12 protein-coding genes and 1 pseudogene are annotated in these 15,722 nt (G+C 71.6%); 7 read left to right on the top strand and 6 right to left on the bottom strand.

The genetic code is table 11. The features are described 5' to 3' along the window. The 4 genes and pseudogenes from PV410_RS42865 to metH form a co-directional block, all read right to left on the bottom strand. Positions 1-208 (bottom strand): annotated as a pseudogene (locus tag PV410_RS42865) (ABC transporter substrate-binding protein); the annotation flags it as partial. 84 nt (positions 209-292) lie between these two features. Next, positions 293-1,885, bottom strand: a complete 1,593-nt coding sequence (locus PV410_RS42860; protein ID WP_500332107.1) for an ABC transporter substrate-binding protein — start codon at positions 1,883-1,885, stop codon at positions 293-295. Between the two features lie 384 nt (positions 1,886-2,269). Next, positions 2,270-2,971: an HAD family hydrolase gene (locus PV410_RS42855; RefSeq protein ID WP_500332106.1), complete on the bottom strand. Its 702-nt coding sequence runs from the start codon at positions 2,969-2,971 to the stop codon at positions 2,270-2,272. 118 nt (positions 2,972-3,089) lie between these two features. Continuing rightward, the gene (gene metH / locus PV410_RS42850) at positions 3,090-6,596 is read right to left on the bottom strand and encodes a methionine synthase (protein WP_500332105.1); all 3,507 of its coding nucleotides are present in this window, start codon (positions 6,594-6,596) and stop codon (positions 3,090-3,092) included. Positions 6,597-6,827: 231 nt separating this feature from the next. On the opposite strand from metH, the gene PV410_RS42845 reads away from it, so the two are divergent. The 4 genes from PV410_RS42845 (at position 6,828) to PV410_RS42830 (ending at position 11,789) form a co-directional block, all read left to right on the top strand. Beyond that, positions 6,828-7,592 (top strand): IclR family transcriptional regulator, encoded by a 765-nt coding sequence (locus tag PV410_RS42845; RefSeq protein WP_500332104.1) that lies wholly within the window; start codon positions 6,828-6,830, stop codon positions 7,590-7,592. A gap of 229 nt (positions 7,593-7,821) precedes the next feature. Further along, positions 7,822-8,604 (top strand): MIP/aquaporin family protein, encoded by a 783-nt coding sequence (locus tag PV410_RS42840; RefSeq protein WP_500332103.1) that lies wholly within the window; start codon positions 7,822-7,824, stop codon positions 8,602-8,604. A 40-nt stretch (positions 8,605-8,644) separates the two neighbouring features. Further along, positions 8,645-10,171, top strand: coding sequence for a glycerol kinase GlpK (gene glpK, locus PV410_RS42835; protein WP_499510949.1), 1,527 nt, complete (start codon positions 8,645-8,647; stop codon positions 10,169-10,171). Between the two features lie 7 nt (positions 10,172-10,178). Beyond that, positions 10,179-11,789 (top strand): glycerol-3-phosphate dehydrogenase/oxidase, encoded by a 1,611-nt coding sequence (locus tag PV410_RS42830; RefSeq protein WP_500332102.1) that lies wholly within the window; start codon positions 10,179-10,181, stop codon positions 11,787-11,789. 54 nt (positions 11,790-11,843) lie between these two features. Here the strand turns inward: PV410_RS42830 and PV410_RS42825 are convergent, their stop codons facing one another. Further along, positions 11,844-12,674 carry an isocitrate lyase/PEP mutase family protein gene (locus tag PV410_RS42825; protein ID WP_500332101.1) on the bottom strand — a complete coding sequence of 277 codons (831 nt, stop codon included), beginning with the start codon at positions 12,672-12,674 and terminating at the stop codon, positions 11,844-11,846. Then, positions 12,671-13,396: an ArsR/SmtB family transcription factor gene (locus PV410_RS42820; protein ID WP_500332100.1), complete on the bottom strand. Its 726-nt coding sequence runs from the start codon at positions 13,394-13,396 to the stop codon at positions 12,671-12,673. The genes PV410_RS42825 and PV410_RS42820 overlap by 4 nt, the downstream gene beginning before the upstream one ends. A 145-nt stretch (positions 13,397-13,541) precedes the next feature. On the opposite strand from PV410_RS42820, the gene PV410_RS42815 reads away from it, so the two are divergent. Genes PV410_RS42815 through PV410_RS42805 form a run of 3 tightly spaced genes read left to right on the top strand, consistent with a single transcriptional unit; the run spans position 13,542 to position 15,711 of the window. Next, on the top strand, positions 13,542-13,928 hold the full coding sequence (locus tag PV410_RS42815) for a GntR family transcriptional regulator (protein WP_500332099.1): 387 nt from the start codon (positions 13,542-13,544) through the stop codon (positions 13,926-13,928). Further along, positions 13,925-14,839, top strand: coding sequence for an ABC transporter ATP-binding protein (locus PV410_RS42810; RefSeq protein ID WP_500332098.1), 915 nt, complete (start codon positions 13,925-13,927; stop codon positions 14,837-14,839). The genes PV410_RS42815 and PV410_RS42810 overlap by 4 nt, the downstream gene beginning before the upstream one ends. Further along, positions 14,836-15,711: an ABC-2 membrane transporter-related protein gene (locus PV410_RS42805; RefSeq protein WP_500332097.1), complete on the top strand. Its 876-nt coding sequence runs from the start codon at positions 14,836-14,838 to the stop codon at positions 15,709-15,711. Before PV410_RS42810 ends, PV410_RS42805 begins: the two co-directional genes overlap by 4 nt. Positions 15,712-15,722 lie beyond the last annotated feature (11 nt).

Raw genomic sequence — 15,722 nt, 5'->3', positions numbered from 1 at the left:
GCGACTGGAAGACGTTGTTGAACACGATCCAGGAGCCGACGTCGTAACCGGCGGCCGGATCGACCGCCGTCACCTTGTCCGTGATCCCCATCGTGAGGGGCTCTCCGGAGGCCTCGCCGTCCGACCCTCCCGAACCGCAGCCGGCGACCACGACCGCCGTCAAGGTCGCGGAGAGTGGGAGCGCCAGTCGCTGGACTCGATTCCTCACGAGACTTCCCTCACAGCTTCGTCGTACGGGGCCGGCCCCGGCCGGGCGGACCGGGGGAATTCCCGGGTCCGCCCAGCGGGTGGCTCATCCTGTCACACCGCGACCAATCTCCCAGAACTGGGCGGTCGAGGAGGAATTGAGGAACCATTCGGTTCCGGTGATGCCGTCGCGGCTGGCGACGTACTGCTTGTCCTGGTACAGCGGGATCATCGGGAGGTCCTGCGCCAGGATGTTCTGGATCTGCGAGAAGTCCTTGTCCGTCTTGCTGCGGTTCGCGGACTGGCGGGTGGCCGGCAGGAGCGAGTTCTTGATGTCCCCGGCCCCGTAGTTGAGGTCGAGGAACCCTTCCGCGAAGAACGGCGCGATGTAGGTGTCGGCGTCCGGGAAGTCGGGGAGCCAGCTGAGCGAGTACGCGGCCCACTTGCCCTTGACGGCGCCCGGCAGGAAGGTCTTCCAGGGGCTGCCCTTGAGGGTCACGTCGAACAGGCCGGTGGCGTCGAGCTGCTTCTTCACGTTCTCGGCCTCCTCCTTGTTCGGGGTGGCCGGGCGGTCCGTCGGGTAGGAGTAGGTGATCTTGACCGGGGTGCTGATGCCGGCGGAGGACAGCACCTCGGCGGCCTTGTTCCGGTTGGGCTCGCCGTACACGTTGAAGTACGAGTTGGTGTGGCCGGTGATGCCGGTCGGAACGGCGCCGAACAGCGGGGAGGCGGTGCGGCCGGTCACGTCACGGGTGAGGGTGTCACGGTCGATGACGCGCGCGATGGCCTCACGGACGGCCTCGGGCTTCACGGACGGGTCGTCGATGTTGAAGAACATGTAGCGGACCGAACCACCCGGGGTCTCGGTCAGCTTGACCTTCTCGACCGTGCCCTGCTCGACCGCGTTGATCTGGTCCGGCGTGAGGGTGCGGTTCACCAGATCGACTTCGCCGTCGGTGAGCGCCTTCATCATCTCCTTCGCGGAGGCGAAGAAGCGGACCTCGACCTTGTCGTTGCTGCGGTTGCTGACCAGGCCCTTGTAGTTCGGGTTCGCGCTGAGGACGGCCTTGCCGTCCTCCCACGAGTCGAGCTTGTAGGGGCCGGAGCCCTCCATCTTCAGGCCGTTGAGCGGCTGGGTGGCGCTGTAGACCTCGCTGTCGACGATGGCCGCGGCCGGGGTAGCCAGCCGGTACGGGAACGTCGCGTCGGGGGCCTTGAGGTGGAAGACGACGGTCTTCGGGTCCTGGGCCTCGACGCTGTCGATGTTCGCGAGGAGGCTGGAGGGGCCGAAGTCGCTCTTGATCTTCAGCACACGGTCGACGGAGAACTTGACGTCCTCCGAGGTGAGGTCGTGGCCGTTGGCGAACTTCAGGCCGTCCCGCAGCGTGCAGCGGTACACCTCCGACTTGGTGTCGGTGAAGCCGCAGGACTTGGCGGCGTCCGGCTCGGGGGTGGTGGAGCTGCGAGAGTAACCGAGCAGCATCTGGAAGGTGTTGTTGAAGAAGCTGTACGTGCCACCGTCGTACGAGGTGGCCGGGTCCACGGGAGAGGGCAGCTCGTCGGACACTTCGATGTGGTCCGTCGTGCCGATGACGACCGCGTCACCGCCACCGCCACCGCCGGTCGAGTCACCGCACCCGGCGAGTACGGGCGCGGCGAGGCCCAGCAGGGCCGGCAGCACCAGTAGCTTGCGATTCATCCTCGTTGTTCTCCCTCTTCCGGCCCTCGGCCGTGCAGTGTTGAGCGGGGCGACGATACCCGTAATTGCTGGGGACCGGCATTCCGGTGGACCGCCCCCGAACACGGAGAAGTTGAGCCCGCGTCACGGGCAGATAACAAGGAGTGCCGTACCGATATCCGGACGGCGGAACGAACAGCGCGGTGTTCCGCAATCCGGACACAACCACCCCGACCGCACCGCGTTTTGACGGAGTGGAGCACGTCCGGCGCGCGCTGTCGACTGCCGTCGACGTGAAAAGTATCACGTCCCGGCGTACTGGCCGGTAAACAATTCGACGCTCCGAATCGTCACGCAAAATAGCCGGGCAAGCGCCCAGAGTTTCCGCTCAATTCACGGCGACGCTCAGTGAACGGACGTAATCAGAGAGCGCAGAAAAGGCACGTCGACCCGTTCCAGGGAGGTCACCACGGTCCGCCCGGGGGCAGGTGCGATGGCGGCGATGGACGGGACGGCCACGACCTGGCAGCCGGCGGCCTCGGCGGCCTCGACCCCGGTGGGGGTGTCCTCGACGACCACGCACCGTGCCGGGTCCGCGCCCAGCCGTGCCGCGGCCGTCAGGTACGGGTCGGGGTGCGGCTTGGTCCGCTCGATCTCGTCCCCGGCGAGGGAGAAGGCGAAGTGGTGGGAGCCGAGGGAGAGCATGACGGCGTCGATGATGCGCCGGTGGGAGGCGGAGACCAGGGCGGCGGGCACCCCGTGCGCGGCCAGTTCGGTGAGCAGGCGCTGGGCGCCCGGCATCAGCGGCACGCCGCGGCCGATGAGCTCGACGAAACGCAGGTTGATCAGCGTGGACAGCTCGGCGAGCGTGGCGTCCGTCCCGGTGACCGAGATGAGGTGTCCGAGGCTGCGGGTCATGGGACCGCCGACGACGACCTCACGGTGGGTGTCGTCCAGCACGTGGCCAAGCTCCGCGAAGACCTCGACCTCCGCGTTCCACCAGAAACCCTCGGTGTCGACCAGCGTGCCGTCCATGTCCAGGAGCACGGCCTGCAGGCCTGCCTCCCGGGCCGGCCGGATCTCGGTGGCGGGAATACCGCTCGTCATGCGCCCCACTCCTCTGCGTTCAGGGGGCACAAAGGCCGGTCGCCTCGCGCCCGGGTGGTGGGGGCGTGCGACCGGCCAGGTGCCGTATCGGACCGTCCAGTGTACGACGTACGTCCGACTACCGCGCGTTGAAGTACTTGGCCTCCGGGTGATGGATGACGATCGCGTCGGTGGACTGCTCCGGATGGAGCTGGAACTCCTCCGACAGCCGGACCCCGATCCGCTCGGGCTCCAGCAGCTCCGCGATCTTGGCCCGGTCCTCCAGGTCGGGGCAGGCGCCGTAGCCCAGCGAGAAGCGGGCGCCCCGGTACTTCAGGGCGAACATGTCCTCCATCGCGGCCGGGTCCTCCCCGGCGAAGCCGAGCTCGGCGCGGACCCGGGCGTGCCAGTACTCGGCCAGGGCCTCGGCGAGCTGGACGGACAGGCCGTGCAGCTCGAGGTAGTCGCGGTAGGCGTCGGCGGCGAACAGCTCGTTGGCCGCCTCGGAGATCCGGTTGCCGACGGTGACGACCTGCAGGCCGACCACGTCGGTCTCGCCGGACTCCTCGGGACGGAAGAAGTCGGCCAGGCACAGCCGGCGGCCGCGGCGCTGGCGCGGGAAGGTGAACCGGGTCCGCTCGGTGCCGTCCTCGTGGAGGATGATCAGGTCGTCGCCCTTGGAGACGCAGGGGAAGTAGCCCTGGACGACGGCGGCCTCGAGCAGCCCCTCGCTCTGCAGGCGGTCCAGCAGCCCGCGCAGCCGCGGACGGCCCTCGGTCTCCACCAGCTCCTCGTAGGTGGGGCCGCCGGTACGGGACTGCTTGAGCCCCCACTGACCCTTGAACAGGGCGCCCTCGTCCAGCCAGGACGCGTAGTCCTTGAGCGGGATGCCCTTGACGACGCGGGAGCCCCAGAACGGCGGGGTCGGCACCGGGTTGTCGACGGCGACGTCGGAGCGGATCTGGCCCCGGTTCTCCTCGGGCTCGGGCACGACGCCCGCGCGGGCGGCCACCCGGCGCTGCTTCAGCTCGGGGAGGGTGGCGCCCGGCACTCCGCGCTTGACGGCGATGAGGGCGTCCATCAGGCGCAGTCCCTCGAAGGCGTCGCGGGCGTAACGGACCTCGCCCTGGTAGAGCTCGTGGAGGTCCTGCTCGACGTAGGCCCGGGTGAGGGCGGCGCCGCCGAGGATGACCGGGTAGGTGGCGGCGAGGCCGCGCTGGTTCAGCTCCTCCAGGTTCTCCTTCATGATCACCGTGGACTTCACCAGCAGGCCGGACATGCCGATGACGTCGGCGGAGTGCTCGTGCGCGGCGTCGAGGATCGCCGAGACGGGCTGCTTGATGCCGAGGTTGACGACGTTGTAGCCGTTGTTGGACAGGATGATGTCCACGAGGTTCTTGCCGATGTCGTGGACGTCGCCGCGGACGGTGGCCAGCACGATGGTGCCCTTGCCGGAGGCGTCGGACTTCTCCATGTGCGGTTCGAGGTGCGCGACGGCGGTCTTCATCACCTCGGCCGACTGCAGGACGAACGGCAGCTGCATCTGGCCGGAGCCGAAGAGCTCGCCGACGACCTTCATGCCCTCCAGGAGGGTGTCGTTGACGATCTCGAGGGCGGGACGGGAGGTCAGGGCCTCGTCCAGGTCGGCCTCCAGGCCGTTCTTCTCGCCGTCGATGATGCGCCGCTGCAGGCGCTCCTCCAGCGGCAGCGCCGCCAGTTCCTCGGCTCGGCCGGCCTTGACGGACTTGGTGTCGACGCCCTCGAAGAGCTCCAGGAAGCGCTGCAGCGGGTCGTAGCCCTCGCGGCGCCGGTCGTACACCAGGTCCAGGGCGACCTCGCGCTGCTCCTCGGGGATGCGGGCGATCGGCGAGATCTTGGAGGCGTGCACGATCGCCGAGTCCAGGCCGGCCTCGACGCACTCGTGGAGGAAGACCGAGTTGAGCACCATGCGGGCGGCCGGGTTGAGGCCGAAGGAGATGTTGGACAGCCCGAGCGTGGTCTGCACCTGCGGGTGGCGGCGCTTGAGTTCGCGGATCGCCTCGATCGTGGCGATGCCGTCCTTGCGGGACTCCTCCTGGCCGGTGGCGATGGTGAAGGTCAGGCAGTCGACGATGATGTCGCTCTCGTCGATGCCCCAGTTGCCGGTCAGGTCCGCGATGAGCCGCTCGGCCACGGCCACCTTGCTCTCGGGCGTGCGGGCCTGGCCCTCCTCGTCGATGGTGAGGGCGATCAGGGCGGCGCCGTGTTCCGCGGCGAGGCGGGTGGTGCGGGCGAAGCGGGAGTCGGGGCCGTCGCCGTCCTCGTAGTTGACGGAGTTGATCACGGCGCGGCCGCCGAGCTTCTCCAGGCCCGCGCGGAGCACCTCGGGCTCGGTGGAGTCCAGCACGATCGGCAGGGTGGAGGCAGTGGCCAGGCGTCCGGCGATCTCGTTCATGTCGGCGACGCCGTCGCGGCCGACGTAGTCGACGCACAGGTCGAGCAGGTGGGCGCCCTCGCGGATCTGCTCGCGGGCCATCTCCACGCAGTCGTCCCAGCGGCCGTCCAGCATGGCCTCGCGGAACTTCTTGGAGCCGTTGGCGTTGGTGCGCTCGCCGATGGCGAGGTACGAGGTGTCCTGGCGGAAGGGGACGGTCTGGTAGAGCGAGGAGGCGCCCGGCTCGGGGCGCGGCGCGCGCGGGGTGATCTCGTGGCCGCGGACGCGTTCGACGACCTGGCGCAGGTGCTCGGGGGTGGTGCCGCAGCAGCCGCCGACCAGGGAGAGCCCGTACTCGCGGACGAAGGCCTCCTGGGCGTCGGCGAGTTCGCTGGGGGTCAGCGGGTAGTGTGCGCCGTCCTTGCCGAGGACGGGGAGGCCCGCATTCGGCATGCACGAGAGCTGGATGCCGGCATGCCGGGCCAGGTAGCGCAGGTGCTCGCTCATCTCGGCGGGGCCGGTGGCGCAGTTCAGGCCGATCATGTCGATGCCGAGCGGTTCCAGTGCGGTGAGCGCGGCCCCGATCTCGGAGCCCAGCAGCATGGTGCCGGTGGTCTCGACGGTGACCGAGCAGATCAGCGGCGCGTCGAGACCGGCCGCTTCCAGGGCCCGGCGGGCGCCGATGACCGCGGCCTTGGTCTGCAGCAGGTCCTGGGTGGTTTCCACGACCAGCGCGTCGGCGCCGCCGGTGAGGAGCCCGGCCGCGTTCTGCTCGTACGCGTCGCGCAGGGCGCCGTAGCCGATGTGGCCGAGGGTGGGCAGCTTGGTGCCGGGCCCCATGGAGCCGATGACCCAGCGCTGCCGGCCGTCCGCGGCGGTGAACTCGTCGGCGACCTCGCGGGCGATCCGGGCGCCGGCCTCGGACAGCTCGACGATCCGGTCGGGGATGTCGTACTCGCCGAGGGCGGAGAAGTTGGCGCCGAAGGTGTTGGTCTCCACGCAGTCCACGCCGACGGCGAAGTACTCGCGGTGGACGGAGGCGACGATGTCGGGGCGGGAGACGTTGAGGACCTCGTTGCAGCCCTCGTGCCCCTGGAAGTCCTCGAGGGTGGGATTCTGCGCCTGGAGCATCGTGCCCATCGCCCCGTCTGCGACGACCACCCGGGTCGCCAGGGCCTCTCGCAGTGCTGCGCCTCGGGCACCGCTGTTGGACGGAAGGGACGGCTGGGCCATGGGTGTGCTCCCTGGAGTGCGACGGCTGTCGGCTTGGTGTGCGCCGGTGCTGCTGGTACACACCAGGCCAGCGTAGCCAAGACCCCGGATTCCGCCGCGGGGCATTCCGAGGGGCGGACGGCGGTGTCACACTCTTCTCTGGGATGATGACGGTCGGCATCGTCTGACAGCGTTCAGCATTGTCGAACCTGCTATCTCGGCGTTTGGTCGTTCCTTACGGAGGGGTTGTTCATGCCAGGTCCCATCCAGTCGCTCGCCAGGGCGGCCGCGATCCTGCGCCTGCTGGCCGGCGGCGAGCGCAGGCTCGGCCTGTCGGACGTGGCCTCCTCCCTGGGCCTGGCGAAGGGCACGGCGCACGGCATCCTGCGCACGCTGCAGCAGGAGGGCTTCGTCGAGCAGGACCCGGTCTCGGGCCGCTACCAGCTGGGGGCCGAGCTGCTGCGGCTGGGCAACAGCTACCTGGACGTGCACGAGCTGCGGGCCCGCGCCCTGGTGTGGACCGACGACCTGGCCCGCTCCAGCGGCGAGGCGGTCTACCTGGGCGTGCTGCACCAGCAGGGGGTGCTCATCGTCCACCACGTCTTCCGCCCCGACGACAGCCGTCAGGTGCTGGAGGTCGGGGCGATGCACCCGCTCCACAGCAGCGCGCTGGGCAAGGTGCTCTCGGCCTACGACCCGGTGGCGCACGGCGAGGCGGTCGACCTGAAGCGCGAGCAGCTGACCGCGCGCACGATCACCGGGGACGCGGACTTCGAGGGTGTGCTGGACCTCACCCGCGCCCGGGGCTGGGGCTCGGACCTGGAGGAGACCTGGGACGGGGTGGCGTCCATCGCCGCCCCCATCCACGACCGGCACCGCATGCCCGTGGGCGCGGTGGCCGTCACCGGGGCGGTCGAACGGGTCTGCGCGGACGGCGAGATCCGGCCGCAGCTGGTCGCGGCGGTGCGGGACTGCGCCAGGGCGGTCTCCCGTGACCTGGGCGCCGGCCGCTTCTGACGCCGGCCGGGACCCGACTCGGAGACCTTTCCGCAACCTGACGAACCCTTGACGCGCGTGGTTGCGCAGGAGAACACTCTCGTTCGACGGTCGACATTGTCGAACACCAGCCGACGGAGTCGGTAAGGTGGACGTAACCGTGGGACCGCCGAGGGCCTGGTGACAGGCCCACGAATTCCGGAACGGGACCGGAGTTCGCCTTCCCCTGGACGAAGGACAAAGGAGTCGCATGTCCAGCGAGCACATCTTCATCGGCGAGACCATCGGTACCGCTGTTCTGATCCTCCTCGGCGGCGGCGTCTGCGCGGCTGTCACCCTCAAGAGCTCCAAGGCCCGTAACGCCGGCTGGGTGGCCATCACCTTCGGTTGGGGCTTCGCGGTCCTGGCCGGCGCCTACATCTCCGGTTCCCTCTCCGGCGCCCATCTGAACCCGGCCGTCACGATCGGCCTCGCGGTCGACAGCGGCGAGTGGAGCAAGGTCCCGGTCTACCTGGCCGGCCAGATGCTCGGCGCGATGATCGGCGCGACCCTGGTGTGGATCACCTACTACGGCCAGTTCCAGGCCCACCTGACGGACGCCGAGATCACCGGCGGTCCGGGGGCGCAGGCCACCGCGGCGGCCGAGAAGCAGACCACGGGCCCCGGCCCGGTGCTGGGCGTATTCTCCACCGGCCCCGAGATCCGCAACGTCGCGCAGAACCTCGCCACGGAGATCATCGGTACCTTCGTCCTGGTGCTGTTCATCCTGACCCTCGGCCTCACCAAGGGCCTGGCGGTCTCCGGTACCGGCACCCTGATGGTCGCACTGGTCGTCGTCGGCATCGGCCTCTCGCTCGGCGGGCCGACCGGGTACGCCATCAACCCCGCACGCGACCTCGGTCCGCGCATCGTGCACGCACTGCTGCCGCTGCCCAACAAGGGTGGCTCCGACTGGCGCTACGCCTGGATACCCGTCGTCGGCCCGATCGTGGGTTCGGTCCTCGCGGCCGGCCTCTACAAGATCGCATTCTGAGAAGCAGCCCCCGACATCCCAAGGACCTGAGGAGCACACCGTGACCGACGCCCACACCACAGGCCCGTTCATCGCGGCCATCGACCAGGGCACCACGTCATCGCGCTGCATCATCTTCGACAAGGACGGCCGGATCGTCTCGGTCGGGCAGAAGGAGCACGAGCAGATCTTCCCCAAGCCGGGGTGGGTCGAGCACGACGCCGCCGAGATCTGGAGGAACGTCCAGGAGGTCGTCGAGGAGGCCGTCAGCAAGGCCGGCATCACCTCCGCCGACGTCAAGGCGATCGGCATCACCAACCAGCGCGAGACCACCGTCCTGTGGGACAAGAACACCGGCGAGCCGGTGCACAACGCCCTGGTCTGGCAGGACACCCGTACCGACGCCCTGTGCAAGGAGCTCGGCCGCAACGTCGGCCAGGACCGCTTCCGCCGCGAGACCGGCCTGCCGCTGGCCTCGTACTTCGCCGGCCCGAAGATCCGCTGGCTGCTCGACAACGTCGAGGGCCTGCGCGAGCGCGCCGAGGCCGGCGAGATCCTCTTCGGCACCATGGACAGCTGGGTGATCTGGAACCTCACCGGCGGGGTCAACGGCGGACACCACGTCACCGACGTGACCAACGCCTCCCGCACGCTGCTGATGAACCTGCACACCCTCGACTGGGACCACAAGATCCTGGAGTCCATCGGCGTGCCCGCCGCGGTGCTGCCGGAGATCCGCTCCTCCGCCGAGGTGTACGGCACGGCCGCCTCCGGCGCCCTGGCCGGCGTGCCGGTCGCGTCCGCGCTCGGCGACCAGCAGGCGGCCCTGTTCGGCCAGACCTGCTACTCCGAGGGCGAGGCCAAGTCCACCTACGGCACCGGCACCTTCCTGCTGATGAACACCGGCGAGAAGCCGATCAACAGCTACAACGGCCTGATCACCACCGTCGGCTACCGCATCGGCGACCAGAAGCCGGTGTACGCCCTGGAGGGCTCGATCGCGGTCACCGGCTCGCTGGTGCAGTGGATGCGCGACCAGATGGGCCTGATCAAGACCGCGGCCGAGATCGAGACCCTGGCCCTGTCGGTCGAGGACAACGGCGGTGCCTACTTCGTGCCCGCCTTCTCCGGTCTGTTCGCCCCGTACTGGCGCTCCGACGCCCGCGGTGTGATCGCCGGCCTCACCCGGTACGTCACCAAGGCCCACATCGCCCGCGCCGTGCTGGAGGCGACCGCCTGGCAGACCAGGGAGATCGTCGACGCCATGACCAAGGACTCGGGCGTGGAGCTCACCGCGCTCAAGGTCGACGGCGGCATGACCGCCAACAACCTGCTGATGCAGACCCTCGCCGACTTCCTGGACGCGCCCGTCGTGCGTCCGCTGGTCGCCGAGACCACCTGCCTGGGCGCGGCCTACGCCGCCGGTCTGGCCGTGGGCTTCTGGTCGGACACCGACGAACTGCGCGCCAACTGGCGCCGGGCCGCCGAATGGACCCCCCGCATGGACGCCGACGTCCGCGACCGCGAGTACAAGGACTGGCTCAAGGCCGTCGAGCGGACCATGGGCTGGATCGAAGAGGAGAAGTGAACCGATCATGACCACGCTGCAGCGCGTCCCGGCCCTCGGGACGCGTCCGACCGCCGGCCGTAACCCGGGCCGCGCCGAGACCCGGGAACTGCTGAGCCGCGCCACCTACGACCTGCTGGTCATCGGCGGCGGCATCCTGGGCACCTCCGTGGCCTGGCACGCCGCGCAGTCGGGGCTGCGGGTCGCGATGGTGGACGCCGGCGACTTCGCCGGCGCCACCAGCTCCGCCTCCTCCAAGCTCGTCCACGGCGGTCTGCGGTACCTGCAGACCGGCGCGGTCAAGCTGGTGGCGGAGAACCACATGGAACGGCGGGTCCTGGCCAGGGACGTGGCTCCGCACCTGGTCAACCCGCTCACCTTCCACCTGCCGGTCTACCGGGGCGGCCCGGTCGGCGCCGCCAAGCTCGGGGCGGGGGTCTTCGCCTACTCGGCGCTGTCCGCCTTCGGCGACGGGGTCGGCCGGATCATCTCCCCGGCCAGGGCGGCGGCCGCCAACCCCGCCCTGCGCACGGAGAACCTCAAGGCCGTCGCGGTCTACTACGACCACCAGATGAACGACTCGCGGATGGCGGTCATGACGGTGCGCGCCGCCGTCGAGGCGGGCGCCGTCGTCCTCAACCACGCCGAGGTCACCGGCCTGCGCTTCACCCACGGCCGGGTCACCGGCGCCGACCTGAAGGACCGTCTGGACGGCACCGAGTTCGGCGTCGACGCGCGGCTGGTGCTCAACGCGACCGGCCCGTGGGTCGACCACCTGCGGCGGATGGAGGACAAGGGCGCCGCCCCCAGCATCCGGCTGTCGAAGGGCGCCCACATCGTCCTGAAGCGCAAGGCCCCGTGGCGGGCCGCCATGGCGACCCCCATCGACAAGTACCGCATCACGTTCGCCCTGCCGTGGGAGGACCAGCTGCTGCTGGGCACCACCGACGAGGAGTACACCGGCGACCCGGCCGACGTGCGGGCCACCGAGGCCGACATCACCCAGATCCTGGACGAGGCCGCCCACTCGGTGCGCGACGAGCACCTGTCCCGCGACCTGATCACCTACGCCTTCGCGGGCCTGCGGGTGCTGCCCGGCGGCCCCGGCGGCGTGGAGAAGGCCAAGCGCGAAACCGTCGTCACCGAGGGCAGCGGCGGCATGCTGTCGGTGGCGGGCGGCAAGTGGACGACGTACCGGCACATCGGCCGCACCGTGATGGCCAAGCTCGCCAAGCTGCCCGGCGGTCCGCTGAACGAGGACATGGAGCCGCTGGACCACCTGCCCAGGCGGGTCCCGCTGCCGGGCGTCGCCAACCCCAACGCGGTCGCCCACCGGCTGCTGGTCGACCGGGAGCCGGGGCGGCGCCTGGACCCGCTGACGGCACGCCACCTCGCCACCCACTACGGCGCGCTGTCCTTCGACATCGCCCGGCTGGTCAACGAGGACCCGGCGCTCGGGGAGCGGATCCACCCCGAGGGCCCGGAGATCTGGGCCCAGGTCGTGTACGCCCGCGACCACGAGTGGGCGCAGACGGCGGACGACGTGCTGCGTCGCCGCACCACCGTGACGGTGCGCGGCCTGGACACCGCGGACGTCCGGGAGCGGGTCGAGTCGCTGCTGGCCGGCCGGCGCGACTGACACCCCCGACCCGTGGGCCCGGGCGCCCCGGGGTGAGCGGCAGGACCTCCCCGCTCACCCCGGACGCCCGGGCCGCCGCGTTTCCACCGGCGCGTAGGCGGCCGCGAGGTCCTGGGCGTCGGCGTACGAGGGCAGTCCCGCCGGGAGCGGCGTGCCGCGCTCGGCGTGCCCGGCGGTCTCCACGGCGGCGTGGAGCGCGGCGCGGAAGAGCAGCGAGCCGGTGCTGACCCGGCTCACCCCGAGGGCGGCAAGGCGCGGCAGCCCGGGGCCGCCCGGCGGGAGCAGGACGTTGAGCGGGGCACCGAGGCCGGCCGCGAGCGCGGCGATGACACTCTCGTCCGCCAGGCCGGGCACGAAGATCCCGTCGGCGCCGGCGGCGAGGTAGGCGGCGGCACGGCGGCGGGTCTCGTGCTGCGGGTCCTGCCCGGCGGTGCCCAGCCAGTAGGTGTCGGTGCGGGCGTTGACGAAGAGCCCGGGGGCGGTGCGTTTGACCGCGGCGATGAGCTCGCCCTGCTCGGCGAGGTCGGTCAGGCCCGCTCCGCCGGGGCGGCCGTCCTCGATGTTGACGCCCGCGACGCCCAGCCGTTCGAAGGCGGCGGCGAGTTCGGCGACGTCCTCGGGCGTGGAGCCGAAGCCCCCCTCGATGTCGACGCTGACCAGGGCGGGCAGCCGGACGAGGTCGCGGGCGAGCCACAGGGTCGTCTCGCGGGTGGCGCCGGCCGCGTCCGGCAGTCCCGCCGCGGCGGCGACGCCCAGGCTGGTGGTGCCGATCGCGGGGAAGCCGCGGGCGGCGAGTGCGGCCGCGGAGGCGCGGTCCCAGGCATTGGGCAGGAAGAGCGGGCGCCCGGCCCGGTGGAGGGCGCGGAAGGCCTCGAAGCGGTTCATGGGGTGGGTGCCTCCAGGGCGTCGGGCGGGATGCCCAGGTGGGTGTGGAGGGCCGTGCGGCCTCGCGCGGTGAGCTTGACGGCGCGGCCGCTGCCGATGCGCACGCACCAGCCGGACGCGAGGGCGTGCCCGCACAGCGCGGCCCCGGCGACGCCCGCCAGGTGCGGCCGTCGCTCCGTCCAGTCCAGGCAGGGCCGGGCGAGCGGACCGCGGCCGGTGCGTGCGGCGGCCAGGTCGACGCCGAGCCCGGTGAACCACTCCACGCCCGCGTAGGTGAGGGCGAAGCCGGTGCTCTGCCGGAGCAGTCCGCGGTCGGTCATGGCGTCCGTGACGAGGATGCCCAGGCGTCCGGCGAGGTGGTCGTAGCAGGTACGGGCGCGGGCCATGGCACTCCCGGCGCCCGCCTGCCCGAGGGTGCGGGGCGCGGCGGGCGGCGGCCCGGCGTGCGCGGCGAGGTCCTCGACGAGCTGCGCGGTACGGGCGTCGGCGAGGCGTACGTAGCGGTGGCGGCCCTGGCGTTCCTCGGTGAGCAGCCCGCCCGCGACGAGCCGGCCGAGGTGCTCGCTGGCGGTCGAGGGCGCCACTCCGGCGTGGCGGGCCAGCTCCCCCGCGGTCCAGGCCCGGCCGTCGAGCAGCGCCAGGCACATCGCGGCCCGCGTCTCGTCGGCGAGCAGTGCCGCGAGGGCGGCGAGGGCACTTCCCGCGTGGTCGTTTCGCACCATGTCCCCAGCATGGCCCCCGGACGTTTCGGCGCACGCCGAAGCGTCCCGGCCGGCCGCCCCCGCCCCGCCCCCGCCTGCGGCTTGACAGGACGTCAGTCCAGGCCCCACCCTTTCACCACTTGCTTAGTGAAAGGGTGTTTCGCGCATGGTCGAGTTCCGCATCGACCGCCGCAGCGGTGTCGCCACGTACCTCCAGATCGTCCAGCAGACCAAACAGGCCCTGCGGCTGGGCCTGCTGGAGCCCGGCGACCGGCTGCCGACGGCCCGCGAGGTCGTCGAGGCGACCGCCGTCAACCCCAACACCGTGCTCAAGGCCTACCGCGAACTGGAGCGCGAGGGCCTGGTGGAGGCGCGCCGGGGCCTGGGCACCTTCGTCCAGAAGTCGCTGGGCGCCGGCCCGGCCGACTCGCCGCTCGCGGGCGAACTGACCGACTGGATGCGCCGCGCGCGTGCCGCCGGGCTCGATCGCGAGGACGCCGCGGCGCTGTTCCACTCCGTGCTCGACCAGGAGTTCTCCGAGGGGGAGAGATGAATCAGGAAACGGCTGCCGTGGAGGCGGCCGGGCTCGGTCTGCGGTACGCGTGGGGACGGGACCCCGTCCTGCGGGACTGTTCCTTCCGGCTGCCGGCCGGCCGGATCTGCGCGCTCGTCGGGCCCAACGGCGCGGGCAAGTCGACACTGCTGGCGCTCGCCGCGGGGCTGCTGCGGCCCACCGAGGGGGAGCTGCGCGTGTGGGGTACGACCCCCGGCGCGGCCCGCACCCGGCTCGCCTACGTCGCCCAGGACAAGCCGCTCCACCCACAGCTCACCGTGGCGGCGACGCTGCGGCTCGGCGCCGAGCTCAACCCGGGCCACTGGGACCGGGAGGCCGCCGAACGCGTCGCGTACGGCGGCGGCCTGACGCCCCGCGACCGCGTCCGTGCCCTGTCGGGAGGTCAGCGCACCCGCGTCGCGCTCGCCCTGGCCCTGGGCAAGCGGGCCGAACTGCTGCTCCTGGACGAGCCGATGGCCGACCTCGACCCGCTCGCCCGCCACGAGCTGACCGGCGCCCTCATGGCCACGGCGGCCGAGCGCGGTACGACCATCGTGATCTCCTCGCACGTCGTCGCCGAACTCGACGGCGTCTGCGACCACCTGCTGCTCCTCGGCGAGGGCCGGGTCCGGCTGGCCGGCGACACCGACGACCTGCTGGCCGCGCACCGCCGCGTCACCGGCACCGGCGGGGACTTCGGCCCCCACACCGTCGTCCAGGAACACGTCAACGGGCGCGGACGCACCGCGCTGGTCCGCCCCGCCGGAGCGCTGGAGGACGGCGACTGGCTGGTGGAGGAACCCACCCTCGAGGAGCTGGTCCTGGCCCATCTGCGCAACCCCGGGGCGCCCGCCCTGCTCACCGCCGACGCCACGCCCGCACCCGTGTCCCGCCAGGAGGCCGTCGTATGACCGCCGTCGCCCCATCGCCGCGCCCGCCCGTCCTGTCCGGCCTGACCCGGTCGGTGGTGCGCCTGCACCGCGTGGCCCTGTGGCTGTGGATCGCCTTCGTGGCGGCCGGATCCGGCTGGCTCCTTCACACCCTGTGGCTGAGCGCGGGGGACCCGCGGTACGACCCCGCCTGCGCCCCGCGCTGCATCGACCCGGAGCCGTTCGACGCCTACGTCCCCCTCCACCTGCAGGGCCGCGTGATGGCGCTCCTTCCGCTCGCCGTCGCGGTGTTCGCCGGTGGCGCCCTCGTCGGCCGGGAACTGGAGCGGGGGACCGCCGCGCTCGCCTGGGTCCAGTCGGTCACCCCCACGCGCTGGCTCGCCGCCAAGCTCGCCGTACCGGCCCTGCTGCTGACCGGTGGCACGACCGGCCTGACGCTGCTCTTCCGGTGGGTGTGGAGCACGGGCCACCCGCAGGACCGCCCCGGCTGGTACGAGAACGACATCTTCCTCTCCACCGGCCCGGTCCTGGTCGCGCACGTGCTGCTCGCCCTGGTTCTGGGCGCGCTGGCCGGGATGCTGATGCGGCGCACGCTCAGCGGACTGGGCCTGGCCTTCTTCGGCACCTCCCTCGTGCTCGTCACGGCGGGGCTGTACCGCTCCGCGCTGTGGCCGAAGGTCCGGACCGGCCTGTCACACCTCGGTGCCACGGACTGGACGGCGGAGCGCGTGGACAAGCCCGTCGACGGCGTCGGGCTCGGGGATGCGCAGGCGCTCGTCCATCCCGCCTCGCACTACTGGCCCCTGCAGCTCGTCGAGACCGGCATCGTGCTGGCCCTGGCCGCCCTGGCCTGCTGGGCCTGCTTCGCGCTGCTCCGGCGTCGGACGGCCTGAGCCGGGGTCCT

Source organism: Streptomyces sp. PA03-5A (genome assembly GCF_033792725.1).
Lineage (GTDB): Bacteria > Actinomycetota > Actinomycetes > Streptomycetales > Streptomycetaceae > Actinacidiphila.
Note: the sequence above shows the minus strand (reverse complement) of the source record. Positions and strands in the feature narration are given on the sequence as shown.

Excerpts from the sequence above, each read along its gene's own strand:
- PV410_RS42860 (WP_500332107.1), bottom strand. The coding sequence starts at position 1,885 with ATGAATCGCAAGCTACTGGTGCTGCCGGCCCTGCTGGGCCTCGCCGCG.
- PV410_RS42855 (WP_500332106.1), bottom strand. The coding sequence starts at position 2,971 with ATGACGAGCGGTATTCCCGCCACCGAGATCCGGCCGGCCCGGGAGGCA.
- metH (WP_500332105.1), bottom strand. The coding sequence starts at position 6,596 with ATGGCCCAGCCGTCCCTTCCGTCCAACAGCGGTGCCCGAGGCGCAGCA.
- PV410_RS42845 (WP_500332104.1), top strand. The coding sequence starts at position 6,828 with ATGCCAGGTCCCATCCAGTCGCTCGCCAGGGCGGCCGCGATCCTGCGC.
- PV410_RS42840 (WP_500332103.1), top strand. The coding sequence starts at position 7,822 with ATGTCCAGCGAGCACATCTTCATCGGCGAGACCATCGGTACCGCTGTT.
- PV410_RS42830 (WP_500332102.1), top strand. The coding sequence starts at position 10,179 with ATGACCACGCTGCAGCGCGTCCCGGCCCTCGGGACGCGTCCGACCGCC.
- PV410_RS42825 (WP_500332101.1), bottom strand. The coding sequence starts at position 12,674 with ATGAACCGCTTCGAGGCCTTCCGCGCCCTCCACCGGGCCGGGCGCCCG.
- PV410_RS42820 (WP_500332100.1), bottom strand. The coding sequence starts at position 13,396 with ATGGTGCGAAACGACCACGCGGGAAGTGCCCTCGCCGCCCTCGCGGCA.
- PV410_RS42815 (WP_500332099.1), top strand. The coding sequence starts at position 13,542 with ATGGTCGAGTTCCGCATCGACCGCCGCAGCGGTGTCGCCACGTACCTC.
- PV410_RS42810 (WP_500332098.1), top strand. The coding sequence starts at position 13,925 with ATGAATCAGGAAACGGCTGCCGTGGAGGCGGCCGGGCTCGGTCTGCGG.
- PV410_RS42805 (WP_500332097.1), top strand. The coding sequence starts at position 14,836 with ATGACCGCCGTCGCCCCATCGCCGCGCCCGCCCGTCCTGTCCGGCCTG.